The organism is Streptomyces fodineus (genome assembly GCF_001735805.1).
In the GTDB taxonomy this organism is placed as follows: Bacteria; Actinomycetota; Actinomycetes; order Streptomycetales; family Streptomycetaceae; genus Streptomyces; species Streptomyces fodineus.
Map to the genome: position 1 here is coordinate 7,560,132 of NZ_CP017248.1, position 24,812 is coordinate 7,584,943.

A 24,812-nucleotide genomic window follows, 5' to 3' on the forward strand; every position below is an offset into this window, starting at 1 on the left:
CATGATCGACGACCTCGACATCGACCTGAAGCCCGTGGTCGCGGAGCAGCCCGACCCCCTGCTGTTCGCGACCGTCTCCGGAGCCCATCTCTACGGCTTCCCCTCCCAGGACTCCGACGTGGACCTGCGGGGCGTCCATCTGCTCCCGGCGGCCGACCTCGTCGGGCTGCGCGAGCCGGAGGAGACCCGCTCGCGGGCCTGGGTGCGCTACGGCGTCGAGCTGGACCTCGTCACCCACGACCTGCGCAAGTTCGTCCGGCTGATGCTGCGTCGCAACGGCTATGTGCTGGAGCAGCTGCTCTCGCCGCTGGTCGTGCACACCGGCGACACGCACCGGGAGCTGGCCGCGCTCGCCCCCGGCGTCCTCACCAGCCACCACGCCCATCACTACCGGGGGTTCGCGGTGACCCAGTGGCGGCTGTTCGAGAAGACCGGCGAACTCAAGCCGCTGCTCTATACGTTCCGCGTGCTGCTCACCGGCATCCACCTCATGCGCAGCGGCGAGGTCCAGGCCCATCTGCCCACGCTCCTGGAGCAGACCGACGCCCCCGGCTATCTGCCCGAGCTGATAGCCGCCAAGTCGGAGCGCGAGCACGGCACCGCGGAGGTCTCGCACGCGCGCGTGGAGTCCGACGTGGAGCGCCTGCACGCCGTACTCGACGAGGCCCAGTCCACCTCACTCCTGCCGGACACCCCCACCGCGTACGACGCCCTGCACGACTTCGTGGTCCGCATCCGCCTGACGTCCTGAGCCGGCCACACCACACGTCTCGGGCGAGCGGGGGCGTGCCTGTTCCTGCGGGTCGGGGGAGGTCGGTGTGGCGTGGGGCAGGGAGTCGTGGGCCGAGGTGCGGCGGGTGCGGAACAGGAAGTCGGCCACGCGGGCCGTGTCCGGCTCGGGTGGGAGCGGGCTGCGGTGCAGGGCCTCTTCCGCCTCCGTCCCCAGCCGGGCCATCCTCGTCTCGACCTCGGCCCAGGAGACCTCCCCGCGCTTCACCGCGAGCAGCGGCTCCCGCTGGTCGCCGACGTCGATGCGCAGCTCGCCGGTGCGCAGCAGGTCGCGGGCGGACGTCAGCAGGCGCAGCAGATGCATGGCGTGCTTCCAGCGCGGGGCGCCCGTCGTGCGGACATCGGCGTCCAGCTTCCTGCGCTGGCCGAGGGCATAGCGGGTGAAGGTGTCGTAGGCCCGGCGGGAGAGGAAGGCCCCGCGCAGCGCCAGCAGCTCCCGGCCGGTGTCGTCCACGTGCTCCACCAGCGGGGAGTGCAGGCACTCCAGGATGTTGGGGTTGCCGCGCAGCGCCAGCTCGCAGAACCGCTCCAGCTCCCAGGAGAACTGCTCCTCCCCGGGCCCCTCCACATGCGTCGGCGGCTTCTCGAACCGCCAGAACAGGGGGGTGGGGGCGAGGAACACACCCCGCCGGTCGGTGTCGCTCGTGTCCGTCGCCAGACCGAAGGCCCGGGAACCCATGACACAGGCGTAAACGGTGTGGTCGCGTACCAGGGTCTCGGGCTGCATGCCCGGAGCGTACGCGGGACCCTCAGGTCAGGCGGATCGAATTGTTCTCCACCTTGATCGACTTGGCGGGGAGCGGCCGCTTCGCGGGGCCGTGGGCCACCGAACCGTCGGCGACATCGAACTTGCTGCCGTGACACGGGCAGTCGATCGTGCCGTTCGCGACCTTGTTCACCGTGCACCCCAGGTGTGTGCAGATCGCCGAGAAGGCCTTGAACTCGCCCTTCTTCGGCTGGGTGACGACGACCTTCTGATCCTTGAAGACCTTGCCCCCGCCCTCCGGGATGTCACTGGTGCTGCCCAGGTCCTTGCCGGGGCCCGCGGTCTTGTCGCCGCTGCCGCTCTGGGTGCTGCTGGTGCTCGTGGCGCTCCCGCCGCCCTTGCCGCCGCCGCATGCCGCGACGGGTACGGTGAGCGCCGCCGCGCCCGTCGCCAGAACCGTGCGCCGCCTGACGTCCTCGGCCATGCCAGCCTCCGTACAGATATCCAAATCGATAGATACCGGATCCTGCGCATCGTCTCAGTGATCGGGCGCCGCGCATCGAGAGCGCGCGGGCTGACTACGCTGGACGGACCAAGAACACATCCGCGTGTCAGCAGGGAGCAGCGCCGTGGCGGTACGAGCGGTCCGGGGGGCCGTCCAACTGGAGCGGGACGAGGCCGGGCACATGGCCGAGCAGGTCGCAGCACTGCTGACCGCCGTCCTGGAGCGGAACGGGCTCACCGTGGACGACCTGATCAGTATCTGGTTCACGGCCACACCCGACCTGCACAGCGACTTCCCGGCGGCCGCCGCCCGCAAGATCGGCATCGTCGACGTACCCCTGATCTGCGCCCAGGAACTGGACATAGAGGGCGCCATGCCCCGGGTCGTACGGCTGCTCGCGCACATAGAGTCCGCCAAGCACCGCGCCGACATCAATCACGTCTACCTCGGCGCCGCAGCCGCCCTGCGCAAGGACATCGCCCAGTGAGAACCGCACTCGTCATCGGAACCGGCCTCATCGGCACCTCCGCCGCCCTGGCCCTCGTCCGGCGCGGCGTCACGGTGCACCTCGCCGACCACGACCCCGAGCAGGCCCGTACGGCCGCCGCGCTCGGCGCCGGCACCGACGAGACGCCCGGGGGACCCGTCGACCTGGCGATCGTGGCCGCCCCGCCCGCCCACGTGGCCGCCGTGCTCGCCGACGCCATGCGTCGGGGTGTGGCCCGCGGCTACCTGGACGTGGCCAGCGTCAAGGGCGGCCCGCGCCGCGAGCTGGAGGCGCTCGGCCTCGACCTCACGGCGTACATCGGCACCCACCCCATGTCCGGCCGTGAGAAGTCCGGCCCGCTGGCCGCGACCGCCGACCTCTTCGAGGGCCGCCCCTGGGTGCTCACCCCGACCCGGGACACCGACACCGAGGTGCTGAACCTCGCCCTGGAACTGGTCTCGCACTGCCGGGCCGTACCGGTCGTGATGGACGCCGACGCCCACGACCGCGCCGTAGCCCTCGTCTCCCACATGCCCCACCTGGTGTCCAGCATGGTCGCCGCGCGTCTGGAGAACGCCGAGGAGGCCGCCGTACGCCTGTGCGGTCAGGGCATCCGGGACGTCACGCGGATCGCCGCCTCCGATCCGCGCATGTGGATCGACATCCTGTCCGCGAACCCGGGCCCGGTCGCCGACCTGCTCTCGGACGTCGCCGCCGACCTGGGCGAGACCGTCGAGGCCCTGCGCGCCCTGCAGTCCTCCGACGACGCCAAGCGGCGCGAGGGCAGCGCCGGCATCGAGGACGTGCTGCGCCGCGGGAACGCGGGGCAGGTGCGGGTGCCCGGCAAGCACGGCAGCGCGCCACGCGCGTACGAGACCGTCGTGGTGCTCATCGACGACCAGCCCGGCCAGCTGGCCCGCATCTTCGCGGACGCCGGACGGGCCGGGGTCAACATCGAGGACGTACGCATCGAGCACGCGACCGGGCAGCAGGCGGGTCTGGTGCAGCTGAGCGTGGAGCCCAAGGCGGCGCCGGTACTGAAGGAGGCGCTGCGCGAGCGAGGGTGGGCGCTGCGGCAGTAGCGGCCGGGCCCCGGACCGCTGTGTGCGTCCGGACGAGTGACCCGCACCCAGTAACCTTGTGCAGGGCGCTCTCGCTCCCCGCACCCCGCCCGCACCGCACCAGGAAGGTGTCCCTCCGTGGAAAACGGCGCCGCCCCGACCGCCAAGCCCGTGATCGTCGCGATCGACGGCCCCTCCGGCACCGGCAAGTCGAGCACGTCGAAGGCCGTCGCCGCGCAGCTCGGCCTGAGCTACCTGGACACCGGCGCCCAGTACCGGGCGATCACCTGGTGGATGGTGCACAACGGCATCGACCTGGAGGACCCGACCGCCATCGCCGCCGTCGCGGGCAAGCCGGAGATCGTCTCCGGCACCGACCCGGACAAGCCGACCATCACGGTCGACGGCGTCGACGTGTCCGGCCCGATCCGCACCCAGGAGGTCACCTCCAAGGTCAGCGCGGTCAGCGCGGTGCCCGAGGTGCGCTCCCGGATCACCGAGCTGCAGCGCTCGATCGCCGCCGGAGCCGAGGACGGCATCGTGGTCGAGGGCCGTGACATCGGTACGACCGTCCTCCCGGACGCCGACCTGAAGATCTTCCTCACCGCCTCCCCGGAGGCCCGCGCGGCCCGCCGCAGCGGCGAGCTGAAGGGCGCCGACATCCACGCCACCCGCGAGGCGCTGATCAAGCGGGACGCGGCCGACTCCTCCCGCAAGACCTCTCCCCTCGCCAAGGCCGGCGACGCGGTCGAGGTGGACACCACCGAGCTCACCCTCGCCCAGGTCATCGAGTGCGTCGTCACCCTGGTCGAGGAGAAGCGAGCCGGGAAGTGAGCCTGCCCTCGCAGCGGGGTGCCGAGGTCGGCCGTCGCATCGGCGTCGGTCTGATGTACGGCCTGTGGAAGCCGCGCGTGCTCGGCGCCTGGAAGGTGCCGGCCACCGGCCCGGTGATCTTCGCCGTCAACCACTCCCACAACATCGACGGGCCGATGGTCATGGGCGTGGCACCCCGGCCGACGCACTTCCTGATCAAGAAGGAGGCGTTCACCGGCCCGCTGGGCTCCTTCCTGACCGGCATCGGCCAGCTGAAGGTGGACCGCGCCGCCGCCGACCGCACCGCGATCTCCCAGGCCCTCGGCGTGCTGGAGGCCGGGGGAGTGCTGGGCATCTTCCCGGAGGGCACCCGGGGCGAGGGCGACTTCGCCTCGCTGCGCGCCGGGCTCGCCTACTTCGCCGTACGCAGCGGGGCGCCGATCGTGCCCATCGCCGTACTGGGAAGCGCGGAGCGACCGGGACGGTTGATAAAGGCACTGCCCCCGCTGCGTTCCCGCGTCGACGTCGTCTTCGGCGACCCCTTCTACGCGGGCGACGGCAGCGGGCGGCGTACGCGCAGGGCGCTGGACGAGGCGACCGAGCGCATCCAGAAGCAGCTCACCAGCCACCTGGAAAACGCCAGGCGCCTGACCGGGCGCTAGGCGACACTTGAGTAGTGGATCAGCCCACGAGGGCCGTTCCACCGATCACCACGAATGAACGACGAGGTACGGACTTCATGAACGACGACATCCAGCCGGGCGGCTCGGACGCGTACGAGGATGCGCACGAGTACGACCACGGGGCTCTCGGCGACGCCGAGTACGCGGAGTTCATGGAGCTCGCCGCGGAAGAGGGCTTCGACATCGAGGACGTCGAGGGCGCCATCGAGGCGGCGGGCCACGGTCCGCTGCCCGTGCTCGCCGTCGTCGGCCGCCCCAATGTCGGCAAGTCGACCCTGGTGAACCGGATCATCGGCCGCCGCGAGGCCGTGGTCGAGGACAAGCCCGGCGTCACCCGCGACCGCGTGACCTACGAGGCCGAGTGGGCCGGCCGCCGCTTCAAGGTGGTCGACACCGGCGGCTGGGAGCAGGACGTCCTCGGCATCGACGCCTCCGTGGCCGCCCAGGCCGAGTACGCGATCGAGGCCGCCGACGCCGTCGTCTTCGTCGTGGACGCCAAGGTCGGCGCGACCGACACCGACGAGGCGGTCGTCCGGCTGCTGCGCAAGGCCGGCAAGCCGGTCGTGCTGGCCGCCAACAAGGTCGACGGCCCGAGCGGCGAGGCCGACGCGGCCTACCTGTGGAACCTCGGCCTCGGCGAGCCGCACCCCGTCTCGGCGCTGCATGGTCGCGGCACGGGCGACATGCTGGACGCCGTGCTGGAGGCGCTGCCCGAGGCACCCGCGCAGACCTTCGGCACCGCGATCGGCGGCCCCCGCCGGATCGCGCTCATCGGCCGCCCGAACGTCGGCAAGTCCTCCCTGCTGAACAAGGTGGCCGGCGAGGAGCGCGTCGTCGTCAACGAAATCGCGGGCACCACCCGCGACCCGGTCGACGAGCTGATCGAACTCGGCGGCACCACCTGGAAGTTCGTGGACACCGCCGGCATCCGCAAGCGCGTCCACCTCCAGCAGGGCGCCGACTACTACGCCTCCCTGCGCACGGCCGCGGCCGTGGAGAAGGCCGAGGTCGCGGTCGTCCTGATCGACGCCTCCGAGAACATCTCCGTCCAGGACCAGCGGATCATCACCATGGCCGTCGAGGCGGGCCGCGCGATGGTCATCGCCTACAACAAGTGGGACACCCTCGACGAGGAGCGCCGCTACTACCTGGAGCGGGAGATCGAGACCGAGCTGGGCCAGGTCGCCTGGGCCCCGCGGGTGAACGTCTCGGCGCGCACCGGCCGCCACATGGAGAAGCTGGTCCCGGCCATCGAGACCGCCCTGGCCGGCTGGGAGACCCGCGTCCCCACCGGCCGCCTGAACGCCTTCCTCGGCGAGCTGGTCTCGGCCCACCCGCACCCGATCCGGGGCGGCAAGCAGCCCCGCATCCTGTTCGGCACCCAGGCCGGCACCAAGCCCCCGCGGTTCGTCCTCTTCGCCTCCGGCTTCATCGAGGCCGGCTACCGACGCTTCATCGAGCGCCGTCTGCGCGAGGAGTTCGGTTTCGAGGGCACCCCGATCCACATCTCGGTGCGGGTGCGCGAGAAGCGCGGCACGAAGAAGAAGTAACGGCGGTACGGCGTGAAGGGCGGCTCCTGACGGATCAGGAGCCGCCCTTCAGCGTCCGCCGGTCACTCGCCCCGGCGTGGTCCCGGAGGCAGCGCCGCCGGAACGTGGTGCATCCCGGTGTCCTGCTGCCGCCCGAGCCCGCCGACCCGCTGCCACTGCGACTGCGACTGCTGCCGCGCGCTGTAGGCCCCGGCGCTGTAGGCGCTGTAGGAGCTGCTGAACGACCCCGGCCGGTGGCCGCCGTAGGACCCGTAGGAGCCCGTCGTACGGTCCGGGAGGAGACCGAAGGGGCTGAACCGCAGCCCTTCCTCCCCGCTGCGGTCGCCCGGCAGCGTGCGGAAGGTCTTGACCCACTCCGCGTAGAGCATGTCGTAGATCGGCGTCGCCGAGGCGCCACCGGTCCCGTCCTGCGTCACCCGGGTGGACGGGACGGAGCCGAAGGCGGACCGGCGCGGGGGAGGAATGTCGTATGTGTGCACGTAGGTCCAAACGACGGGGGCGTCAAAGAGATGCGGTACTACAACTCCCCCAGGGGTGCGGGGCCGTGCCGGTGTGCGGCTGCGCCGCGTGGGCCCCGCCCCTCAGGCGAAGAGATCACGTGCCCGCAAGCGGAAGCGCCGCCGCGACCAGCTTCCCGCTCGCGGCCGCCTTGTCGAGCGACTCCCGCAGCAGATCCTCCCGGGGCTGCCGTCCGATCGACCCCACCGGCGCCGCGAACAGAAGAACCTGCTGGTGCTTGTTCGCGGCGGCCCGCCAGCTGTCCGTGACCTGCAGCGGCTGATGGGCCTGCCACCAGGCGACCGGCTGCCCGCCGTTCGCCGAGGGCTGGAGCACGGCGTGCAGCTGCCCCACCGCGAGCAGCACCGACCAGCCGTGCAGCACCGGCGGCACGGACGCCAGCTCGGTCACCGGCATGTACCCCTGCTCGATGAGCAGCGGGAGGAAGTCGTCGCCGGCCCCGGTGGAGCCCGGGCGCACGATCGGCGAGGTCGGCTCGACGACGAGCGCGGGGTGCAACTCGCCCTCGATCAGGACGAGTCCGCTGGTCACGCCGAGCACCGCCTGCTCGGGCATGGCCGCGTGCGGCCCGCCCGCGGCGGCCGCGCCCGTGGCGCTGCCGATGGACCGGACGGCGCCCTGCAGCTGCTCCTCGGTGACCTGGACGACCTGCGAGGGCAGGCAGCTGGCGTGGGCGAAGGCGAGGACGGCGGTCTCGTCGCCGACGAACAGAACGGTGCTGGTGCGCTCCTGCTCGGAGTCGCCCGGGGTGCGGCAGGACGTGCAGTCGTAACTGCCCGGGGCGTTCTCTCCGGCGAGCAGCCGGTCGGCTTCTTCGTCGCCGATCTCGGCGCGTACGGCGTCACTGACGTCGAGCATGCGCGGCACGGTGGCTCCCTCGGGATGCTGTGCTGGGTCGGCCGGGTGGCTCCCGGCCGATGAGCCCCGGGGTTCCGGGCTCATGAAGAAGACAACGGACGTCCTGTGGTGGGAGTCACGCCCCGAGCACAACCGGTTCGAACCAACCCGCGCATACGGTGACCGGACGTCCGGAATCCGCTACTCACTGTCAACTCGTCGCGATGTCAAGCAACTTGAAGAGGTGAAGTGACTCACAGATCGCCTTGGTGTCTGGCCGACAAATCGGGAAATCGGCGTATGTAGTGGGTGGCTGAAAATCGCCGATACTCGCGGTAACGGGCAACTGGCCTGGAATGACGGTGAGTTGGTTGATTCCGACCGCCCTACCTCCCTACATTCCTCCGCCGTGTGCAGCGAGCACCGCTCGGGTACGTCCGACGGCCGGCACCGGCATGGCATCAACGCCGGCACCGGCCACGCGGACGGGGCGGGCACGAGCAACCGCGGTCCTGCGCGGCGAGGCGTGCTCCGCCTGGGGGAGCCCGGGTTCGTGGAGAGGGAATTACATGTCCGAGTGTGCCGATACCACCCGCAACACCGCCCGTACCGACGGCGCCCGCAAGGGCCGTACGACGGCCGCGCTCGCCGGAGCCGCCCTGCTGGCCCCGCTGGGACTGCTGGCCGCCACCGGCAACGCCGCCGCGGCGGACAACGGGGTGTGGGACCGCATCGCCCAGTGCGAGAGCGGCGGCGACTGGCACATCAACACCGGCAACGGCTACTACGGCGGGCTCCAGTTCTCCGCCGGCACCTGGCGCGCGTACGGCGGCACCGCCTACGCCCCGACGGCCGACCAGGCCTCCAGGAGCGCGCAGATCGCCGTCGCCACCAAGGTCCAGCAGGCCCAGGGCTGGGGTGCCTGGCCGGTCTGCTCGGGCCGCGCCGGAGCCTTCGGTGCCGCCCCCGCGGCGGCGCACACCGACTCCTCCGGTACGACGGCCTCGAAGGGCGGCGTGACGGCGAAGTCCGCCCCGGCGGCGACGCCGGAACGCCCGACCGGCCACACGAACCGCAGTGAGTCCCGCGGCACGGGTGACTACACCGTCCGCGAGGGCGACACCCTGAGCGACATCGCCGCCCGGCACGGGACCACCTGGCAGCGGATCTACGCCGCCAACAAGAAGGTCATCGGCGACGACCCGAACCTGATCGTGCCCGGCCAGCGCCTCGCGCTCTGACCGCCCGGCACCTTCGCAGAACAGCCGCTGCCCGTCGAGGACAGCGGCTGTCCGCATTCCCTGACAGACTCGGCCCCATGTTGGAGACCTCGGCACGTCTGCTGCGCCGGCTGTCGCTGCTCCAGGCCCACCGCGAGTGGTCCGGCGCCGAACTCGCCGAGCGCCTGGGCGTCACCCCGCGCACGGTCCGCCGGGACGTGGACCGGCTGCGCGAGCTCGGTTACCCGGTGAACGCCAGCCCCGGCACCGGCGGCGGCTACCAGCTGGGCGCGGGCGCCGAACTCCCGCCGCTGCTGCTGGACGACGACGAGGCCGTCGCCGTGGCCGTCGGTCTGCGCACCGCTGCCGGGCAGGGCATCGAGGGCATCGGCGAGACCTCCGTACGCGCCCTCGCCAAGCTCGAACAGGTGCTGCCGAACCGGCTGCGCCGCCGGGTGAGCACCCTGAACGCCTTCACCGTGCCGATGCTGCGCGGCGGCCCGCCGGCCGCGGACGTCGACCCGGCGCTGCTCACCGAACTCGCCCACCTGTGCCGGGACGCCGAGCGGCTGCGCTTCGAGTACCGCACGCACGACGGCGCGGACAGCCGCCGAACCGTCGAGCCGCACCGGCTGGTGTGCACCGAGCGGCGCTGGTACCTGGTCGCCTGGGACGTCGACCGGGCGGACTGGCGGACCTTCCGCGTCGACCGCATCACCCCCAAGCCGCCGCACGGGCCCCGCTTCACCCCGCGCGAGCCCCCGGCCGAGGATCTGGCCGCCTACGTCTCCCAGGGCGTCTCCACGCGCGCGTACGCCACGCACTCCGCCGTACGGCTGCTGGTGCCGCTGCACGAGGCCGCCGAGCGGATCTCGCCGTCCGCCGGGACGCTGGAGGCGGACGGGGAGGACGCGTGCATCCTGCACAGCGGGGCGCCGGACCTCGAGGTGATGGTCATTCACATCATGATGATGGGCCTGCCCTTCGAGGTGATCGAGCCCGCCGGGCTGACCGAGACGATCAGGGTGATCCGGGACCGGCTCGATGCGGCTCTGGCCCGGGCCGCGGCGCCCGCTCCGCGTACTCCGGGTGATGCAGATCGAACGCCGGGGACTCCGAGCGGATCCGGGGCAGCGTGACGAAGTTGTGCCGGGGCGGCGGGCACGAGGTCGCCCACTCCAGGGAGCGGCCGTAGCCCCAGGGGTCGTCGGTCCCGACCTTCTCGCCGTACCTGGCGGTCTTCCAGACGTTGTAGAGGAACGGCAGCGTCGACAGGCCCAGCAGGAACGCGCCGATCGTGGAGACCGTGTTGAGCGCGGTGAAGCCGTCGGCCGCCAGATAGTCGGCGTACCGGCGGGGCATGCCCTCGGCGCCCAGCCAGTGCTGCACCAGGAACGTGGTGTGGAAACCGACGAACAGCGTCCAGAAGTGGATCTTCCCGAGGTGCTCGTCCAGCATCTTCCCGGTGAACTTCGGCCACCAGAAGGAGAGGCCGCCGAAGACCGCGAAGACGACCGTGCCGAAGACGACGTAGTGGAAGTGCGCGACCACGAAGTACGAGTCCGTGACGTGGAAGTCCAGCGGCGGGGACGCAAGGATCACCCCGGTCAGGCCGCCGAACAGGAACGTCACCAGGAAGCCCATGGCCCACAGCATCGGCGTCTCGAAGGACAGCGAGCCGCCCAGCATCGTGCCGGTCCAGTTGAAGAACTTCACGCCCGTCGGCACCGCGATCAGGAACGACATGAAGGAGAAGAACGGCAGCAACACCGCGCCGGTGGCGAACATATGGTGCGCCCACACCACCACCGAGAGCCCGGTGATCGCCATGGTCGCGCCGACCAGCGTCAGATAGCCGAAGACCGGCTTGCGGCTGAACACCGGGATGATCTCCGTGATGATCCCGAAGAACGGCAGCGCGATGATGTACACCTCGGGATGCCCGAAGAACCAGAACAGGTGCTGCCACAGCAGTGCCCCGCCGTTCGCCGCCTCGAAGACCTGCGCGCCGAAGCGCCGGTCCGCCTCCAGCACCAGCAGCGCCGCCGCCAGCACCGGGAACGCCAGCAGGATCAGGATCGAGGTGAACAGGGTGTTCCAGGTGAAGACCGGCATCCGGAACATCGTCATGCCCGGCGCGCGCATCCCGATGATCGTGGTGATGAAGTTGACCGCGCCGAGGATCGTCCCGAAGCCCGACAGTGCCAGGCCCATGATCCACAGGTCCGGGCCGATGCCGGGGGAGTGCAGGGAGTTGTCGAGGGGCGCGTAGGCGAACCAGCCGAAGTCGGCCGGCCCGTCCGGGGTGAGCAGCGAGCCCAGCACGATCAGCCCGCCGAAGGCGAACAGCCAGTACGACAGCATGTTCAGGCGGGGGAACGCCACGTCCGGAGCGCCGATCTGCAACGGCATCAGCTCGTTGGCGAAGCCCGCGAAGCTCGGGGTCGCGAACAGCAGGAGCATGATCGTGCCGTGCAGCGTGAACAGCTGGTTGTACTCCTCGGCGCTCATGATCTGCAGCCCCGGCCGGGCCAGTTCCGCCCGCATCAGCAGCGCCATGACCCCGCCGGCCAGGAAGAAGCCGAACGCCGTGATCAGGTAGAGATGCCCGATCTTCTTGTGGTCGGTGGTGGTGAGCCAGTCGACCACCACCCGCCCGGCCCGGTTCCTGCCCCGCACCCGCCCCGACGTCGCCCCCGCGGTCTCCGTGCTCATCGCTCGCCCCTCCGCATCCTCGCGCCCGGGTCTGCTGCGGCCCGCGGCACGCGTACCCGCGAGCAGGCGCCATGATGCTCGCGGGCCGGGTGCTCCGGCAGGGGGGATACGGCGGTGATGTGCTGAATCCGTGAAATTCCTATGCGGCGTCAGCTGCCGTGGCATCGCGCCGGATTGCGCGGGGAATCACCCTGGAGCCGTCCGGTCCACCGCCGCCGAAACTTTCCGCCGGGTAATTCGACGGGCCGCTGAAGGGGTCCATGAATTCCGTTCGATTACCCCCGGTGCCCCCTGGGAAACCCCCGTACGTGTGACGCAGTTCGAGGAAGCGCGGGCCGGGCGGCTGTGACAGAAGTGTGACGAGAAGTGGATACGACTCTTACCCCGCGCTGCGCGGTAGCGTGGCGGCATGGCATCGATTCCCACTCCGCCCGCGGAGCCCCAGGACAGTCCGGAAGGGTATGTCGGCCTCGACGCCGCGAACGCCGAGCGGCTCGCCCGGCAGCGGGGGTGGTCGACGGTACGGTCGCTGCCGCCGGGCGCGATCATCACCATGGAGTACCGGGTGGGCCGGCTGAACTTCGAGGTGCGGGACGGACTGGTGGCCCGCGCCTGGAAGGGGTAGCGCGCCCCGAGGGGGCGCGGGGCTGTGTCGATATGCGCCTCCGCCGCGTGGGCGCGACCAGCCGCGATGGAGCCGCGGCGGAAAACGACCGAAAGCCGGCTTATCCGCCTGTCACAGGACGAGCCGGCTGGGTCGTGCCGCGGGGGACGCGGTGGTCGGTGTGGGGCGGGCGGCGGCTGCCCACCGGGGTGACCGGCGTGCGTTCCGAACGGGTCGTGTGCGGTCCCGGGGCCAGATGCGGCACCGCTCGGGAGGCGCGGGCCGAGGCGACCGGCTCGCGTGCCGGGGCCTGCTGCTCGGCCGGGGCGCCGCGCGGCCTGAAGACCACCGGCGCGGCCGGGACGGCCGGTTCGGGCACGGGCCGGCTGCGGCGGGCGCGCCAGCGGTCCCGCAGGTCGAAGAGCCACATCTCGGTCCTGGCGATCAGCGGCTCGAACCACGGCAGGGCGAGCAGGATCAGCAGGCCCGCGGCCCAGCCCAGCAGCACGTCGCTCAGCCAGTGCGTACCGAGGTAGACGGTGGTGAGGCCGACGCCCAGCGCCGTGATCGCGGACAGCGCCGACAGCCAGCGGCGCGCTCTCGGGGTGGAGGCCAGATAGGCCAGGATGCCCCAGGTCACGACCGCGTTGGCGGTGTGGCCGCTGGGGAATATATCGCCGCCCAGGCCCATCTCGTTCGCGCCGATCACGGTCGCGTAGTGCGGACCGAGGCGCCCCATGCCGAGCTTGGCGGCGCCGACCGTGATGTTCAGCAGCAGCAGGGATGCAGCCAGGGTGAGCAGCGGGCGGAGGGTGTGCTGCCGCCAGGAGCGCCAGCCGAGCCAGGCCGCGACCATCACCGCGGTGGGGCCGCGCTGGCCGAGCACCACGTAGTAGTCGAGGAAGGCGTGGATCTGCGGCCACTGCTGGTACGGCCGGAAGAACATGACCTGCCAGTCGAGCCGGACCAGCCAGGACGTGATCACCACGGCCCACACGATCGCCAGGTAGAAGGCCAGGGTCGCGGTGAACAGAACGACCCGGTGCCTGCTCATCCTCGGCACATCGATGTGGGCCGGTCGTTCCGGCTCACGGTCGAGTCTGGCGAACACCCGGTCCAGACGCCGGGTGAGGTTTCGTTCGGTACGCACCCAATCGACGTTACAGCGAGTGAGGTGGGCACCCCGTCGAAACAGCGGGTTTGTGATGACGATGTGATGTGGCAAACCTCTCAAGGGCGGTCCGAATTCCGGGGATTCCGCAATCCTGTGACGCCCTTCTCTTCAATTCCTTTGATCATTCCGGGTGTTGTTTATATGGCGCTTATGAATGCGTTAACCCGGCCCTGGCGCGGAATTCCCCGGAGCGTCATCGGCCGTCGTTGTCGATCATGGAGGACCGGAGCCGTTCAGCCAGAACGCCCCGTAAATCGCCGAGGCGATCGCCAACAGGGCCGTGACCAGCACGGATCGGGGCGTGCGCAGCCGGGCGAGGGCGCCGGCGAGCGGCAGCAGCACCGGGAAGGCCGGCATCAGCAGCCGCGGCTTGGAGCCGAAGTAGCTTGACGCGCACAGGGCGAGCGCGAGGACGATGCCCGTGTACACCAGCAGCTCGACGGGCTGGCGCCGGCGGACCCCGGTCGCGTACAGCCACAGCAGCAGCGCGACCCCGGCGATCAGGCCGGTACCGGCGAGGGCGGACGGAAATGACGTGAACTTGTCGGCCACGAAGCGTGCGAATGCATAGCCGCCGTCGAACCCGTTGCGCCATCCGGCCTGGACGTCCAGGTACCCGAGCGGGACCTTGCCGGTGCGGTACCCGACCCAGAGCACATAGCCGGCGGTACCGAGAGGGGCGATGAGCATGCCGAGGGCCCGGCGCCAGGCGGGGGCAGGTGCGCCAGGTGTGACTGCCGGGGCTTGTGTTCCGTCGGAGGCGCTGAGCGCGTGCGCCGGGGCGTGTGCGGTGACCTTCGCGCCGGGCGTGGGCGCCGGGGCGTGTTCGTCGTCATGGGCACCGGGCGGATGCGTCATGCTCCGATCCCGCACCAACGAGATCGTGCCCGTCACCCACACCGCCGCGACCACCGCCGCCCCCACCGGCCGGGTCAGCCCCGCCAGCGCGGCCAGCGTGCCGGCGGTGATCCACCGGCCGGTCAGCAGCGCGTACAGCGACCAGGCCGCCCATGCCGTGAACAGCGACTCGCTGTACGCCATCGACTGCACGATCCCGACCGGCAGCACCGCCCACACCAGCACGGCGCAGATCCCCACCCGGGGGCCGTACACCCGGTCCGCGACCGCGAAGATCCCGCAGGCCGCGGCGAGCGAGGCGAGCAGGCCGACGACGAAACCGGCGTCCGCGTACGACAGCGGCGTGACCGTGTGCAGCAGCCGCTCCAGCCACGGCAGCAGCGGAAAGAACGCCAGGTTGGAGTGGACGTCGCCGTCCGGCAGCCGCACCTCGTAGCCGTACCCCAGCTCGGCGACCCGTGTGTACCACAGCGAGTCCCAGCGCGCGGTCAGCAAGGTGTACGCGCTCTTGCCGCGCGCGGCGCTCCACAGCACCAGCACGACCAGCCCCAGGGCGCGGACCGCCGCATAGCCCAGGAGGGCCGGGGCCGCCCGGCGCAGGAGGGGGGCGTGGGGTGGAACCACGCGCGTGTCAAGATCGGTCACGGACCCGATTATCGACCGGCGGCGGAACCGGACCGGCCCCCGGGGCATGGTCAAGAGGGCACCGAGTGGCGTACGCCACACGGGTTCCGTCATGCGTGTGAGAGGTCCGCCACGTGGCCCCGTGGCGGACTCGCGTACGCTGACGAGTCACCCGCGTGGGTTCGCGCGGGCCGGAGACCCCGCTCCTCTCCGGCCGTACGACAGGGAGTCCCCACCCCGTCGGTCCGCCCCGCGCGAGGCACATCTGGGAGGTACGTACATGTCCGGGACGACCACGGCTGCCGCACGGCCGCGCCGTCGGGCGTCCGGGGCCGGTGCCGGAGCGAGCCGCTGGGTCGTCCTCGTCGTCCTCTGTGTCAGCCTGCTGCTCGTCGCCCTCGACGCGACCGTGCTGCACGTGGCGGTCCCCGCCGTCGCCGAAGACCTCAAGCCCGGCGCCGTGGAACTGCTCTGGATCGTCGACGTCTATCCCCTGGTCTGCGCCTCGCTGCTGATCCTCTTCGGCACCCTCGGCGACCGGGTCGGCCGCAGACGCGTTCTGCTGTGCGGCTACGGCCTGTTCGGTGTCGCCTCCGCCGTGGCCGCCCTCGCGCAGACCGCCGAGATGCTGATCCTCGCCCGGGCGCTGCTCGGCGTCGGCGGCGCCATGATCATGCCGGCGACCCTGTCGATCCTGCGTCAGGTCTTCCCCGACCGGCGCGAGCGCGCGCTCGCCATCGGCATCTGGAGCGCGGTGGCCGCGGTCGGCGCGGCCGTCGGCCCGCTGCTCGGCGGCTTTCTGCTGGAGCACTTCTGGTGGGGCGCGGTCTTCCTCGTCAACATCCCGCTGATGCTGGTCAGCCTGCCGGTGGGCCGGATGCTGCTGCCCGAGTCCCGTGGTGACCGCGACGGCCCGTGGGACGTCACCGGCGCCCTGATGGCGGCCGGCGGACTGTTCGGTGCCGTCCTCGGCGTGAAGCGACTGGGCGGCGGCGCGGCCATGGCGAGCCCGTTCACCGTGCTGCCGCTGCTGGCCGGCGCGGCCCTGCTCCTCCTCTTCGTACGGCGGCAGCGGCGCCTTGCGCATCCGCTGGTGGACCTGCGGATGTTCCGCCGGCCCGCGTTCAGCACCTCGGTCGGCTGCATCGTGCTGGCGATGCTCGCGCTCGTCGGCCTGGAGCTGATCGCCGCCCAGTATCTGCAACTGGTGCTCGGGCTCTCCCCGCTCCAGACCGGCCTCAGGCTGCTGCCCCTGACCATCGCGGCGATGGCGGCGGGCTTGGCGGGCGCGCGGATGCTGCGCCGCTTCGGGCCGCGCCGGATGGTCTGCTTCGGGTTCTGCCTCACCGCCGCCGCGGTCCTCACGCTCACCGCGATGGGCGGCACCGACGACGCGCCCCTGCTGCTGTCCGGTTTCGTGCTGCTCGGCTTCGGCCTGGAGACCACGCTCTTCGGGGCGTACGAGTCGATGCTCAGCGAGGCCCCGGCCGAGCAGGCCGGCGGCGCGGCGGCGATCGGCGAGACGTCGTACCAGCTCGGCGCCGGCATCGGCATCGCGCTGCTCGGCAGCGTGATGAACGCCGCCTACGCCCCGGGACTGCGCTCGGTGCCGGGCGTCCCGCAGCACGCCTCGGACCGGGCGGGGCACTCGCTCGGCGAGGCCTACGACATCGCCGGCGGGCTGGGCGGATCCGCCGGGGCGGCGCTGCGCCGGGCCGCGCGGGACTCCTTCGTGCACGGGCTGCATGTCACGCTGCTGGTGAGCGCGGTCCTGTTGCTGCTGGGCGCGGTGATGGCGCTGCGGCTGCCGCGGGTGATGAACTGCGCGGAGTCCCCGGCGGCGGTGGAGCTGCCCGCGCCGAGGGAAGTGGCGGACCCCCGCGTCACGGCCTGACGTGCCTGACGTACTGGACGTGCGGGACGCCGCACCGTAACGTCGGCGGCAAAATGACTAGCGCTGCTAGTTTTCTTGTGTGCCGGAGGGTGTTCCATGTCCGCGTCCGCGAAGTTGCCCCCCTTCGATCCCGCCGACCCGCTCGGGATCGACGACCTGCTGGAACCGGAAGACCTGGCCGTGCGGGACACCGTGCGGGCCTGGGCGGCGGACCGGGTGCTGCCGTACGTCGCCGAGTGGTACGAGAAGGGGGAGCTGCCCGGCATTCGTGAGCTGGCGAAGGAGCTGGGCGGCCTCGGGGCGCTCGGGATGTCGCTCAGCGGATACGGGTGTGCGGGTGCCAGTGCCGTGCAGTACGGCCTGGCCTGCCTGGAGCTGGAGGCGGCGGACTCCGGCATCCGGTCCCTGGTCTCGGTGCAGGGCTCCCTGTCCATGTACGCGATCCACCGGTTCGGCAGCGAGGAGCACAAGCTCCGGTGGCTGCCGCGCATGGCGGCCGGCGACGTGATCGGCTGCTTCGGGCTGACCGAGCCCGACCACGGCTCCGACCCCGCCTCCATGCGCACCCACGCCAAGCGCGACGGCGACGACTGGGTACTGAACGGCCGCAAGATGTGGATCACCAACGGGTCGGTCGCCGGGGTGGCGGTCGTCTGGGCGCAGACGGAGGAAGGGATCCGGGGCTTCGTCGTCCCCACCGACAGCCCCGGCTTCTCGGCGCCCGAGATCAAGCACAAGTGGTCCCTGCGCGCCTCCGTCACCAGCGAGTTGGTGATGGACGACGTACGCCTGCCCGGCACGGCCGTACTCCCGGAGGTCACCGGACTGCGCGGCCCGCTCAGCTGTCTGTCCCACGCCCGGTACGGCATCGTCTGGGGCGCGATGGGTGCGGCGCGCAGCAGCTTCGAGACGGCTGTCGACTACGCCAAGTCGCGGGAGCAGTTCGGGCGGCCCATCGGCGGCTTCCAGCTCACCCAGGCCAAACTCGCCGACATGGCGGTCGAACTGCACAAGGGAATCCTGCTCGCCCACCATCTCGGGCGGCGGATGGACGCCGGCCGTCTGCGCCCCGAGCAGATCAGCTTCGGCAAGCTCAACAACGTCCGCGAGGCCATCGAGATCTGCCGTACGGCGCGGACGATTCTCGGTGCCAACGGGATCTCCCTCGAATATCCCGTGATGCGGCACGCGACCAACCTCGAGTCGGTGCTCACCTACGAGGGCACCGTCGAGATGCACCAGCTCGTGCTGGGCAAGGCGCTCACCGGGCTCGACGCCTTCCGGTGAGCCCCGTACGGAGGCAGGGCCGGTGAGCGGCCCTGCCTCAGCTCTGGTTGAAGAAGCCGTCCTCGCGGTGGGCGGACGCCTCGCCGCTGATGATCTGCGTGTCGGCCGGCGTCAGCAGGAACACCCGGTTGGACACGCGGTCGATGGAGCCGCGCAGACCGAAGATGAGCCCGGCCGCGAAGTCCACCACGCGCTTGGCGTCGGAGGGCTCCATCGCCGTGAGGTTCATGATGACCGGGACGCCGTCCCGGAACAGTTCGCCGATGGCGCGGGCGTCCCGGAAGCTGTCCGGGGTGACCGTGCCGATCCGGCGGCCCTTCTCCTCCGCCGTGTCCGTGGCCACCTTCACCCGGGGGTCCGTGACCCAGGCGCCCTCGGACTCGGTGCCCTCGGAGTACTCGTCGTCGTAGTAACGCTCGTCATCGTTGTCGTCGACGAGGCCGAGCCACGCACTCGCCTTGCGTACCGATCCCATGGACGCCTCCTCTCACAGCGGTCCTTCTTGCTTTCCGCATCCCTATGGTCATCCATGATGCGGACGGCGCGCCAAGTGGATAGACGCCGCGCGGGGGGTTTGTGACGGTACTGGTGCACAGCCGATCCGTCGAGAGTCCTTGTGCCCCAAGGGTCCAGACTCATACGGCTGCTGACTGAGAGTGAAATATGATTGTCGGTGGCGGATGGGTGATGATCACTGCGTACGGGTGAATGCCAACGTCGTACCACATCACGGGGGATCGTCGTGTTCGGAATCGTCAGACCGTGCGCTCATCGGCTCGGGGAAGGCCTCAAGGCCGCGTGGATGGCGCATTTGTGCGGGCTCTGCCTCGCCCTGCGCCGGGATCACGGACAGCTCGCGCGGATGGTAACGAACTATGACGGACTTCTCATCTCCGTTCTGACGGAGGCTCAGACCGGGACGACCGCCGACGGCCGCCGTACGGCGGGCCCGTGCGCGCTGCGCGGGATGCGTACCGCGTCCGTCGCCCAGGGCGAGGGCGCGCGGCTCGCCGCCGCCGTCTCGCTGGTGCTCGCCGCGGCGAAGGTGCGCGACCATGTCGCCGACCGGGACGGGCTGCTGGCCCGCAGGCCCGTGGCCGCCGCCGCGCGCCGGGTCGCCGCGGGCTGGGGGAGGGCCGGTGCCCACAGTGGTGCCGCGGTCGGCTTCGACACCGGCGTCCTCGTCGAGGCAGTCGACCGGCAACTCGGCCTGGAGACCCTCGCCGGGTACGGCACTTCGATCCTGACGGTCACCGAGCCGACCGAGACCGCGACGGCGGCCGCCTTCGCGCACACCGCGGTGCTGGCCGGCCGGCCCGGCAACGCGCGGCCGCTCGCGGAGGCCGGCCGGCTCTTCGGCCGGCTCGCGCATCTGCTGGACGCCGTGGAGGACCAGGAAGCCGACGCGGCCTCGGGCGCGTGGAATCCGCTCACCGCCACGGGGACGCCGCGGGCCGAGGCCCGCAGGCTCGCCGACGACGCGCTGCGCGGCATCGGGCCGGCGCTGCGCGAGGCGGAGTTCGCCGACGGCAGGCTCGTCCATCTTCTGCTGGTGCACGAGCTTCGGCGGTCGGTGGACCGGGCGTTCGAGCCGCACCTGCACCAGCCCGAGGAGCCCCGCGGATTCCTGCCCGGCTGCGGGATGTTTCTTCTGCTGTGCTGCACGTGCCGGATGTGCTGCGCGTCGGAGTACGAAGGGCCCTGGTCCCGGAAGAAGCGGGAAGGGTGCTGCCAGGGCTGCGACGGCTGCGACTGTCCTTGTGACGGGTGTGACGGCTGCGATGGGTGCGACTGTGATTGCTGCTGTCCTTGCGACGGTTGCTAGTTGATCCCGGGAGCAGAAAGGGGCCGAGCAGAGGGGAGGGGGCGCGTGTGAAGGCGAGGGGGAAGGAAGAACGCGAGTGCGCCCGCCCGAAGGGCAGGCGCGTGCAGGGGGTCAGCTCAACAGGAAGAGGACCACACGCGACCGAGGTCGATGTGGGAGCGCGAGACCAGCCACTGCTGTGGATGCATGGACCAAGTGGAACAGGCATCCGATTCCGCGTCAACTGACCTGAGACGTACGGCTCACAGTTCGGACAGCCTTGACAGCGGCGGGAAACGCCCACGTACTCTCGACGGACGGCCCTGCTGAGGGGCTCGGCCGTGTGAAGGCGACCAACCCTGACTCTTCGTGTCACGGAGCCTTCGCATGTCATCCGACACCCTTGCCGCATTCCCCACCCCGGTCGTCGCCCGATGAGGCCGCAGCTGGTGATCGTCGGAGCCGGTCCGCGGGGGACCGGCCTCCTGGAGCGCATCGCCGCCAACGCCCCCGAGCTGTACGGCGGTCGGGGACTCGACATCCATCTGGTCGACCCGCATCCACCCGGCGGCGGGCGCATCTGGCGCGAGGCGCAGTCGCCGCTGCTGTGGATGAACTCGCACGCCGAGGACGTCACCATGTTCACCGACGAGACGGTGACCATGGACGGCCCGGTGCGCGAGGGCCCCACCCTGCACGAGTGGGCCGGGCTGGACGGCGGCACCTTCGCCGGCCGGCAGCTCCAGGGCCGCTATCTGCGCTGGGTGTACGAGCGGGCCCGCGCCGACCTGCCGCCGGGCGTCACCGTCCACCACCACCCCCGGCGTGCCCTGCGGATCGACGGCCCCCGCGAGGGCCGCCAGCAGGTGTGGCTGGAGGGCCTGCCGCATCCCCTCCCCGCCGACCTGGTGATCCTCGCGCTCGGCCACCTGGATGCCGAACTCGAGGGTGAGCAGGCGGCGTTGGCCGCCTACGCCCGGGACCACGGCCTGGTCCATCTGCCGCCCGACTTCACCGCCGACAGCGACCTGTCCCCGCTGGAACCCGGTGCACCCGTCCTCGTACGGGGCTTCGGGCTGGCCTTCGTCGACCTGATGGTGCTGCTCACCGAGGGGCGCGGCGGGCAGTACGAGGGCGACACCTACCGGCCTTCGGGACGGGAACCGGTGCTCTACGTCGGCTCGCGGCGCGGAGTGCCGTACCACGCGAAGATCGGCTACGACTGGACCGGCGACCGGCCCCCGCTGCCCCGCTTCCTCGGGCCGGCCGAGATCGAGCGCCTGCGGGCCCGGCCGGACCGCTTCGCCTTCCGGCGCGATGTGTGGCCGCTGGTGGAGAAGGAGCTGGGCTTCGCCCACTACCACCGGCTGTTCACCGCCCACGCCGAGCGTACGGCGATGAGCTGGGCCGACTTCGAGGAGAAGTACACGGTCGCCGGCGACCTCGCCGAGACCCAGGCGCTCGTCGCCGCCGCCGTACCGGACCCGGCCGACCGTCTCGACCTCGCCGCGCTCGACCATCCACTCGACGGGCTGCGGTACGCCTCCCACGAGGACTTCCAGGAGGGCTTGCGGGCGTACATCGAGGGCGATCTGCTACGGCGGCACGACCCCTCGCACAGCGCCGACCTGGGCGTCTTCCTCGGGCTGCTCTCCGTCTACGGACAGCTCGTGCGGCTCGGGGACATCGGCCCCCGGTGGCACGGGTTCTTCAGCTATCTGGCGTCCGGGCCGCCCGGGCCCCGGCTGCGGCAGATGCTCGCGCTGTCCCGGGCCGGCCTGCTGAAGTTCGTCGGCGCCGGCATGACCGTCACCGCCGAGGACGGGGTGTTCCGGGCCACCAGCCCCACCGTGCCCGGCTTTTGCGCCGAGGCCCGCGCGCTGGTCGAGGCCCGGCTGCCCGAGCCCACCGTCGGGCGGGCCCGCGACCGCCTGCTGCGCGCACTGCACGCCGACGGCGCCGCCGAGTCCCCCGACGGACTGCTCCGGGTCGACCCCGGCGACGGCCGGATCCTCGACGGCGCCGGGCGGGCGCATCCCCGGCGCTTCGCGCTCGGCCCGTACACCGACGCCCGTACCCCCGGCGCCTTCACCCGGCCGCGCACCGGCGGCGCCGCGTTCCGGCAGAACGACGCCACCGCCCGGGCGGTGCTGGCCTTTCTGGGCACGGAAGGCGCTGATGAAATCCGATGAGCGCGCGCTACGGCCCCAGGTTGCTGCATCTCGCCGCCGCCGTCGATCTGCCGGACTGCTCCGGTGCCGAACCGTATGTCGAGCTGGTCCGGCTCGCCGAGCGCGGTGGGCTGGACTTCGTGACGCTGGACGACTCCTTCACCCCGCCCGGGCCCGATGCCCTCTGCACGCTGTCCCGGGTGGCGCCCGCGACCCGGCGCATCGGCCTGGTCCCGACCGTCACCACCCGCACGAGGCCGCTCGTGGTGCCGGGCGCGGTGGCGACGCTGGACTGGGTCAGCCGGGGGCGGGCCGGCTGGCGGATCGACGTGTCCGGCGGCGAGGAGAAGCTGTGGGACAGCCGGGAGGACGGCGCGGGCCCCGCGACCGTGCCCCGGCCGCCGCACGGCCACCCCGTCCGCGTGGTCGACGCCACCGACAGCCAGGCCCGAACCGTCGCCGCCCGGTACGCGGACGTGGCCCTGGTCCGCGCCGTGACCTCGGCACAGGCCGCCGCCGTACGCGACGAACTGCGGTCCATTGCAAGGGAGTTCGGGCGGAATCCGGACACCGTACGGGTTCTGGCGAGCCTGCTGGTCGACCTCGGTGACGGGGAGCACGCGGCCGAGCCCGGACGCGGCGGCGGGGGGCCGCGGCCGACCGTGCGGGGACCGCTGTACCGGGGCGGCCCGGTCGACCTCGCCGAACTGGTCGCCGGCTGGCACGCCGACGGTGTCACCGACGGCTTCCACCTCGTGCCCGTCGAGCCGCGCCGTGATCTGGAGCGGCTGGTCAACGGCACGGTGGTGCTGCTCCAGCACCGCGGTCTGTTCCGCACCTTCTACCCGGGCAGCACTCTGCGCGAGCACCTGGGCCTCACCCGGCCCGCCAACCCGTACGCCGTGACCGGGGGGGACGTCATGACCGGGGGAACGTCATGACGTCCCGCTGCTGCGAAGTTATGGACGCGCTACGGGAGTTGCGGGGCTCGTGGACGCCGGGTGGGGCGCCGCGGGGATGATATGTGGGGAAGTTGTGTGAATAGAAGGGGCATACGGCATGGCGCTTCCGCCGCCTCTTCCCGCCGCCCGGCGACTCCTGGGTGCGGTGATGAGGCGGGGGAGCGTGTGCTGGACCGACATCAGCGTGCGTTTGGCTGATTATCGCAATGCGCTGGGGTGGCATCAGCGTGTGCTGAGCCGATGCCAAGGGCTGCCGCGTAAGAGTGGTTCAAAGTCCGACGGCCGAAAGGCACCCTTGTGGCGACCGGTCGTTCGGCCGAATACTCCCCCTCAGCGCTTGCCAGGGGGCATGCGTGTTCGGAATCCGGCGGCCCCCTGGCTGCGACTCACGGGCCCCGACCCCACGCGGGCCCCCGACTTCCCCTGGGAGGGAACGAAAAGTGAGGATCAAGCGCATTACTCCCCGCAATGGCACCGCGAGACGGACCCGGCTGATCGCCGTGGCCACCGGCCTCCTGGCCGCGGCCGCGTTCGCCGCCCCCACCGCGAACGCCAGCGACGACGGCTCGTTCAGCGCCACCCAGCTCGCCAAGGCCAGTGAGTCCATCCTGAAGGCCGACGTCCCCGGCACCGCCTGGGCCGTGGACAGCAAGACCAACCGTGTCGTCCTCACCGTCGACAGCAGGGTCTCCCAGGCCCAGATCACCAAGATCAAGAAGCAGGCCGGCACCGACGCCGGCGCGCTCACCATCAAGCACACGCGCGGCAGGTTCAGCAAGCTGATCAGCGGCGGCGACGCCATCTACGGCGGCCAGTACCGCTGCTCGCTCGGCTTCAACGTGCGCAGCGGCAGCACGTACTACTTCCTCACCGCAGGTCACTGCGGCCAGGTGGCCTCCACCTGGTACAGCAACTCAAGCCACAGCACGGTGCTCGGCACCAATGTGGGCTACAGCTTCCCGGGCAACGACTTCGCCCTGGTGCGGTACACCAACTCCTCGGTCTCGCACCCGAGTTCCGTGGGCAGCCAGTCCATCACCAGCGCGGCCACCCCGTCCGTGGGCAAGACCGTGTACCGGCGCGGTTCCACCACCGGCACGCACAGCGGGCGGGTCACCGCGCTGAACGCCACCGTCAACTACGGCAACGGCGACATCGTCTACGGCCTGATCCAGACCACGGTGTGCGCCGAGGGCGGCGACAGCGGTGGTCCGCTGTACGCGGGTTCCGTGGCCTACGGGCTGACCTCCGGGGGAAGTGGTGACTGCACCTCCGGTGGTACGACGTTCTTCCAGCCGGTGACCGAGGCGTTGAGCTACTACGGCGTCACGCTGCCGTAGCGGGTCCTGCTCCTGCTTCCTCGGAGCCCCTGCATGCCGTGTGGTGTGCGGGGGCTTCTCGCTGAGTGAGGCGCTGAGCGAGGTGCATCCGGTTTCGGCCAGTCGGTGTCGTCACCGTCCGGTGCGGGCTCCTTGCGTGTCGTGTTTGCTGCGCGAATTTCCTGGTGTGACTGTGCACGGTCAAGAAGGGATGGGGGGCGCAAGCCCTC

At 71.3% G+C, this 24,812-nt stretch carries 23 protein-coding genes; 15 read left to right on the top strand and 8 right to left on the bottom strand.

The features are described from left to right. Window position 1 precedes the first annotated feature (1 nt). Window positions 2-751: a nucleotidyltransferase domain-containing protein gene (locus BFF78_RS32600; RefSeq protein ID WP_069781713.1), complete on the top strand. Its 750-nt coding sequence runs from the start codon at window positions 2-4 to the stop codon at window positions 749-751. Here BFF78_RS32600 and BFF78_RS32605 read toward each other — a convergent pair. Continuing rightward, a complete protein-coding gene (locus BFF78_RS32605) occupies window positions 677-1,516 on the bottom strand; it encodes a nucleotidyltransferase domain-containing protein (protein ID WP_079161576.1) in 840 nt (279 codons plus the stop codon). The two genes, BFF78_RS32600 and BFF78_RS32605, sit on opposite strands and share 75 nt — an antisense overlap. Window positions 1,517-1,538: 22 nt before the next feature. After that, window positions 1,539-1,979, bottom strand: coding sequence for a Rieske (2Fe-2S) protein (locus tag BFF78_RS32610; RefSeq protein WP_069781714.1), 441 nt, complete (start codon window positions 1,977-1,979; stop codon window positions 1,539-1,541). Between the two features lie 145 nt (window positions 1,980-2,124). Between BFF78_RS32610 and aroH the strand changes: the two genes are divergently transcribed. The 5 genes from aroH (at window position 2,125) to der (ending at window position 6,594) form a co-directional block, all read left to right on the top strand. Then, window positions 2,125-2,487 carry a chorismate mutase gene (gene aroH / locus BFF78_RS32615; protein ID WP_069781715.1) on the top strand — a complete coding sequence of 121 codons (363 nt, stop codon included), beginning with the start codon at window positions 2,125-2,127 and terminating at the stop codon, window positions 2,485-2,487. After that, a complete protein-coding gene (locus tag BFF78_RS32620) occupies window positions 2,484-3,569 on the top strand; it encodes a prephenate dehydrogenase (RefSeq protein ID WP_069781716.1) in 1,086 nt (361 codons plus the stop codon). Before aroH ends, BFF78_RS32620 begins: the two co-directional genes overlap by 4 nt. 117 nt (window positions 3,570-3,686) lie before the next feature. Then, window positions 3,687-4,382 (top strand): (d)CMP kinase, encoded by a 696-nt coding sequence (cmk, locus tag BFF78_RS32625; RefSeq protein ID WP_069781717.1) that lies wholly within the window; start codon window positions 3,687-3,689, stop codon window positions 4,380-4,382. A gap of 53 nt (window positions 4,383-4,435) precedes the next feature. Beyond that, window positions 4,436-5,023: a lysophospholipid acyltransferase family protein gene (locus BFF78_RS32630; protein WP_069783948.1), complete on the top strand. Its 588-nt coding sequence runs from the start codon at window positions 4,436-4,438 to the stop codon at window positions 5,021-5,023. Between the two features lie 77 nt (window positions 5,024-5,100). Further along, entirely contained in the window at window positions 5,101-6,594 is a 1,494-nt protein-coding gene (gene der, locus BFF78_RS32635) for a ribosome biogenesis GTPase Der (RefSeq protein ID WP_069781718.1), read from the top strand. A gap of 62 nt (window positions 6,595-6,656) precedes the next feature. Here the strand turns inward: der and BFF78_RS32640 are convergent, their stop codons facing one another. Both BFF78_RS32640 and BFF78_RS32645 read right to left on the bottom strand, forming a co-directional pair. After that, window positions 6,657-7,073: a hypothetical protein gene (locus BFF78_RS32640; RefSeq protein ID WP_069781719.1), complete on the bottom strand. Its 417-nt coding sequence runs from the start codon at window positions 7,071-7,073 to the stop codon at window positions 6,657-6,659. Window positions 7,074-7,188: 115 nt separating this feature from the next. Next, the gene (locus tag BFF78_RS32645) at window positions 7,189-7,980 is read right to left on the bottom strand and encodes a hypothetical protein (RefSeq protein ID WP_069781720.1); all 792 of its coding nucleotides are present in this window, start codon (window positions 7,978-7,980) and stop codon (window positions 7,189-7,191) included. A 539-nt stretch (window positions 7,981-8,519) separates the two neighbouring features. On the opposite strand from BFF78_RS32645, the gene BFF78_RS32650 reads away from it, so the two are divergent. Together BFF78_RS32650 and BFF78_RS43880 are read left to right on the top strand one after the other, a co-directional pair. After that, the gene (locus tag BFF78_RS32650; protein ID WP_069781721.1) at window positions 8,520-9,191 is read left to right on the top strand and encodes a LysM peptidoglycan-binding domain-containing protein; all 672 of its coding nucleotides are present in this window, start codon (window positions 8,520-8,522) and stop codon (window positions 9,189-9,191) included. A 77-nt stretch (window positions 9,192-9,268) separates the two neighbouring features. After that, window positions 9,269-10,309 carry a helix-turn-helix transcriptional regulator gene (locus tag BFF78_RS43880; protein ID WP_079161577.1) on the top strand — a complete coding sequence of 347 codons (1,041 nt, stop codon included), beginning with the start codon at window positions 9,269-9,271 and terminating at the stop codon, window positions 10,307-10,309. Here the strand turns inward: BFF78_RS43880 and ctaD are convergent. Beyond that, window positions 10,191-11,885 (bottom strand): aa3-type cytochrome oxidase subunit I, encoded by a 1,695-nt coding sequence (gene ctaD / locus BFF78_RS32655; RefSeq protein WP_069781722.1) that lies wholly within the window; start codon window positions 11,883-11,885, stop codon window positions 10,191-10,193. The genes BFF78_RS43880 and ctaD overlap by 119 nt on opposite strands. A gap of 409 nt (window positions 11,886-12,294) precedes the next feature. Here ctaD and BFF78_RS32660 point away from each other — a divergent pair, with 409 nt between their 5' ends. Beyond that, the gene (locus BFF78_RS32660; RefSeq protein WP_069781723.1) at window positions 12,295-12,510 is read left to right on the top strand and encodes an I78 family peptidase inhibitor; all 216 of its coding nucleotides are present in this window, start codon (window positions 12,295-12,297) and stop codon (window positions 12,508-12,510) included. A gap of 100 nt (window positions 12,511-12,610) precedes the next feature. On the opposite strand, the gene BFF78_RS32665 is transcribed toward BFF78_RS32660, so the two are convergent. After that, window positions 12,611-13,639 carry a phosphatase PAP2 family protein gene (locus BFF78_RS32665; RefSeq protein ID WP_069781724.1) on the bottom strand — a complete coding sequence of 343 codons (1,029 nt, stop codon included), beginning with the start codon at window positions 13,637-13,639 and terminating at the stop codon, window positions 12,611-12,613. Window positions 13,640-13,876: 237 nt separating this feature from the next. After that, window positions 13,877-15,166 carry a glycosyltransferase family protein gene (locus tag BFF78_RS32670; RefSeq protein ID WP_069781725.1) on the bottom strand — a complete coding sequence of 430 codons (1,290 nt, stop codon included), beginning with the start codon at window positions 15,164-15,166 and terminating at the stop codon, window positions 13,877-13,879. Window positions 15,167-15,425: 259 nt separating this feature from the next. On the opposite strand from BFF78_RS32670, the gene BFF78_RS32675 reads away from it, so the two are divergent. Further along, window positions 15,426-17,039: an MFS transporter gene (locus BFF78_RS32675; RefSeq protein WP_069781726.1), complete on the top strand. Its 1,614-nt coding sequence runs from the start codon at window positions 15,426-15,428 to the stop codon at window positions 17,037-17,039. A 96-nt stretch (window positions 17,040-17,135) separates the two neighbouring features. Then, window positions 17,136-18,326, top strand: a complete 1,191-nt coding sequence (locus tag BFF78_RS32680) for an acyl-CoA dehydrogenase family protein (protein ID WP_069781727.1) — start codon at window positions 17,136-17,138, stop codon at window positions 18,324-18,326. Window positions 18,327-18,363: 37 nt separating this feature from the next. Here BFF78_RS32680 and BFF78_RS32685 read toward each other — a convergent pair whose 3' ends face one another. Beyond that, window positions 18,364-18,801 carry a cell division protein SepF gene (locus BFF78_RS32685; protein WP_069781728.1) on the bottom strand — a complete coding sequence of 146 codons (438 nt, stop codon included), beginning with the start codon at window positions 18,799-18,801 and terminating at the stop codon, window positions 18,364-18,366. Window positions 18,802-19,068: 267 nt separating this feature from the next. On the opposite strand from BFF78_RS32685, the gene BFF78_RS32690 reads away from it, so the two are divergent. From BFF78_RS32690 to BFF78_RS32705, 4 genes are all read left to right on the top strand, one after another. After that, window positions 19,069-20,151 carry a DUF5685 family protein gene (locus tag BFF78_RS32690; protein WP_079161578.1) on the top strand — a complete coding sequence of 361 codons (1,083 nt, stop codon included), beginning with the start codon at window positions 19,069-19,071 and terminating at the stop codon, window positions 20,149-20,151. 413 nt (window positions 20,152-20,564) lie between these two features. After that, a complete protein-coding gene (locus BFF78_RS32695) occupies window positions 20,565-22,322 on the top strand; it encodes an FAD/NAD(P)-binding protein (protein WP_069781730.1) in 1,758 nt (585 codons plus the stop codon). Then, complete coding sequence (locus BFF78_RS32700; protein ID WP_069781731.1) at window positions 22,319-23,242, top strand: LLM class flavin-dependent oxidoreductase; 924 nt, start codon at window positions 22,319-22,321, stop codon at window positions 23,240-23,242. The genes BFF78_RS32695 and BFF78_RS32700 overlap by 4 nt, the downstream gene beginning before the upstream one ends. A 461-nt stretch (window positions 23,243-23,703) precedes the next feature. Then, on the top strand, window positions 23,704-24,603 hold the full coding sequence (locus tag BFF78_RS32705; RefSeq protein ID WP_069781732.1) for a S1 family peptidase: 900 nt from the start codon (window positions 23,704-23,706) through the stop codon (window positions 24,601-24,603). Window positions 24,604-24,812 lie beyond the last annotated feature (209 nt).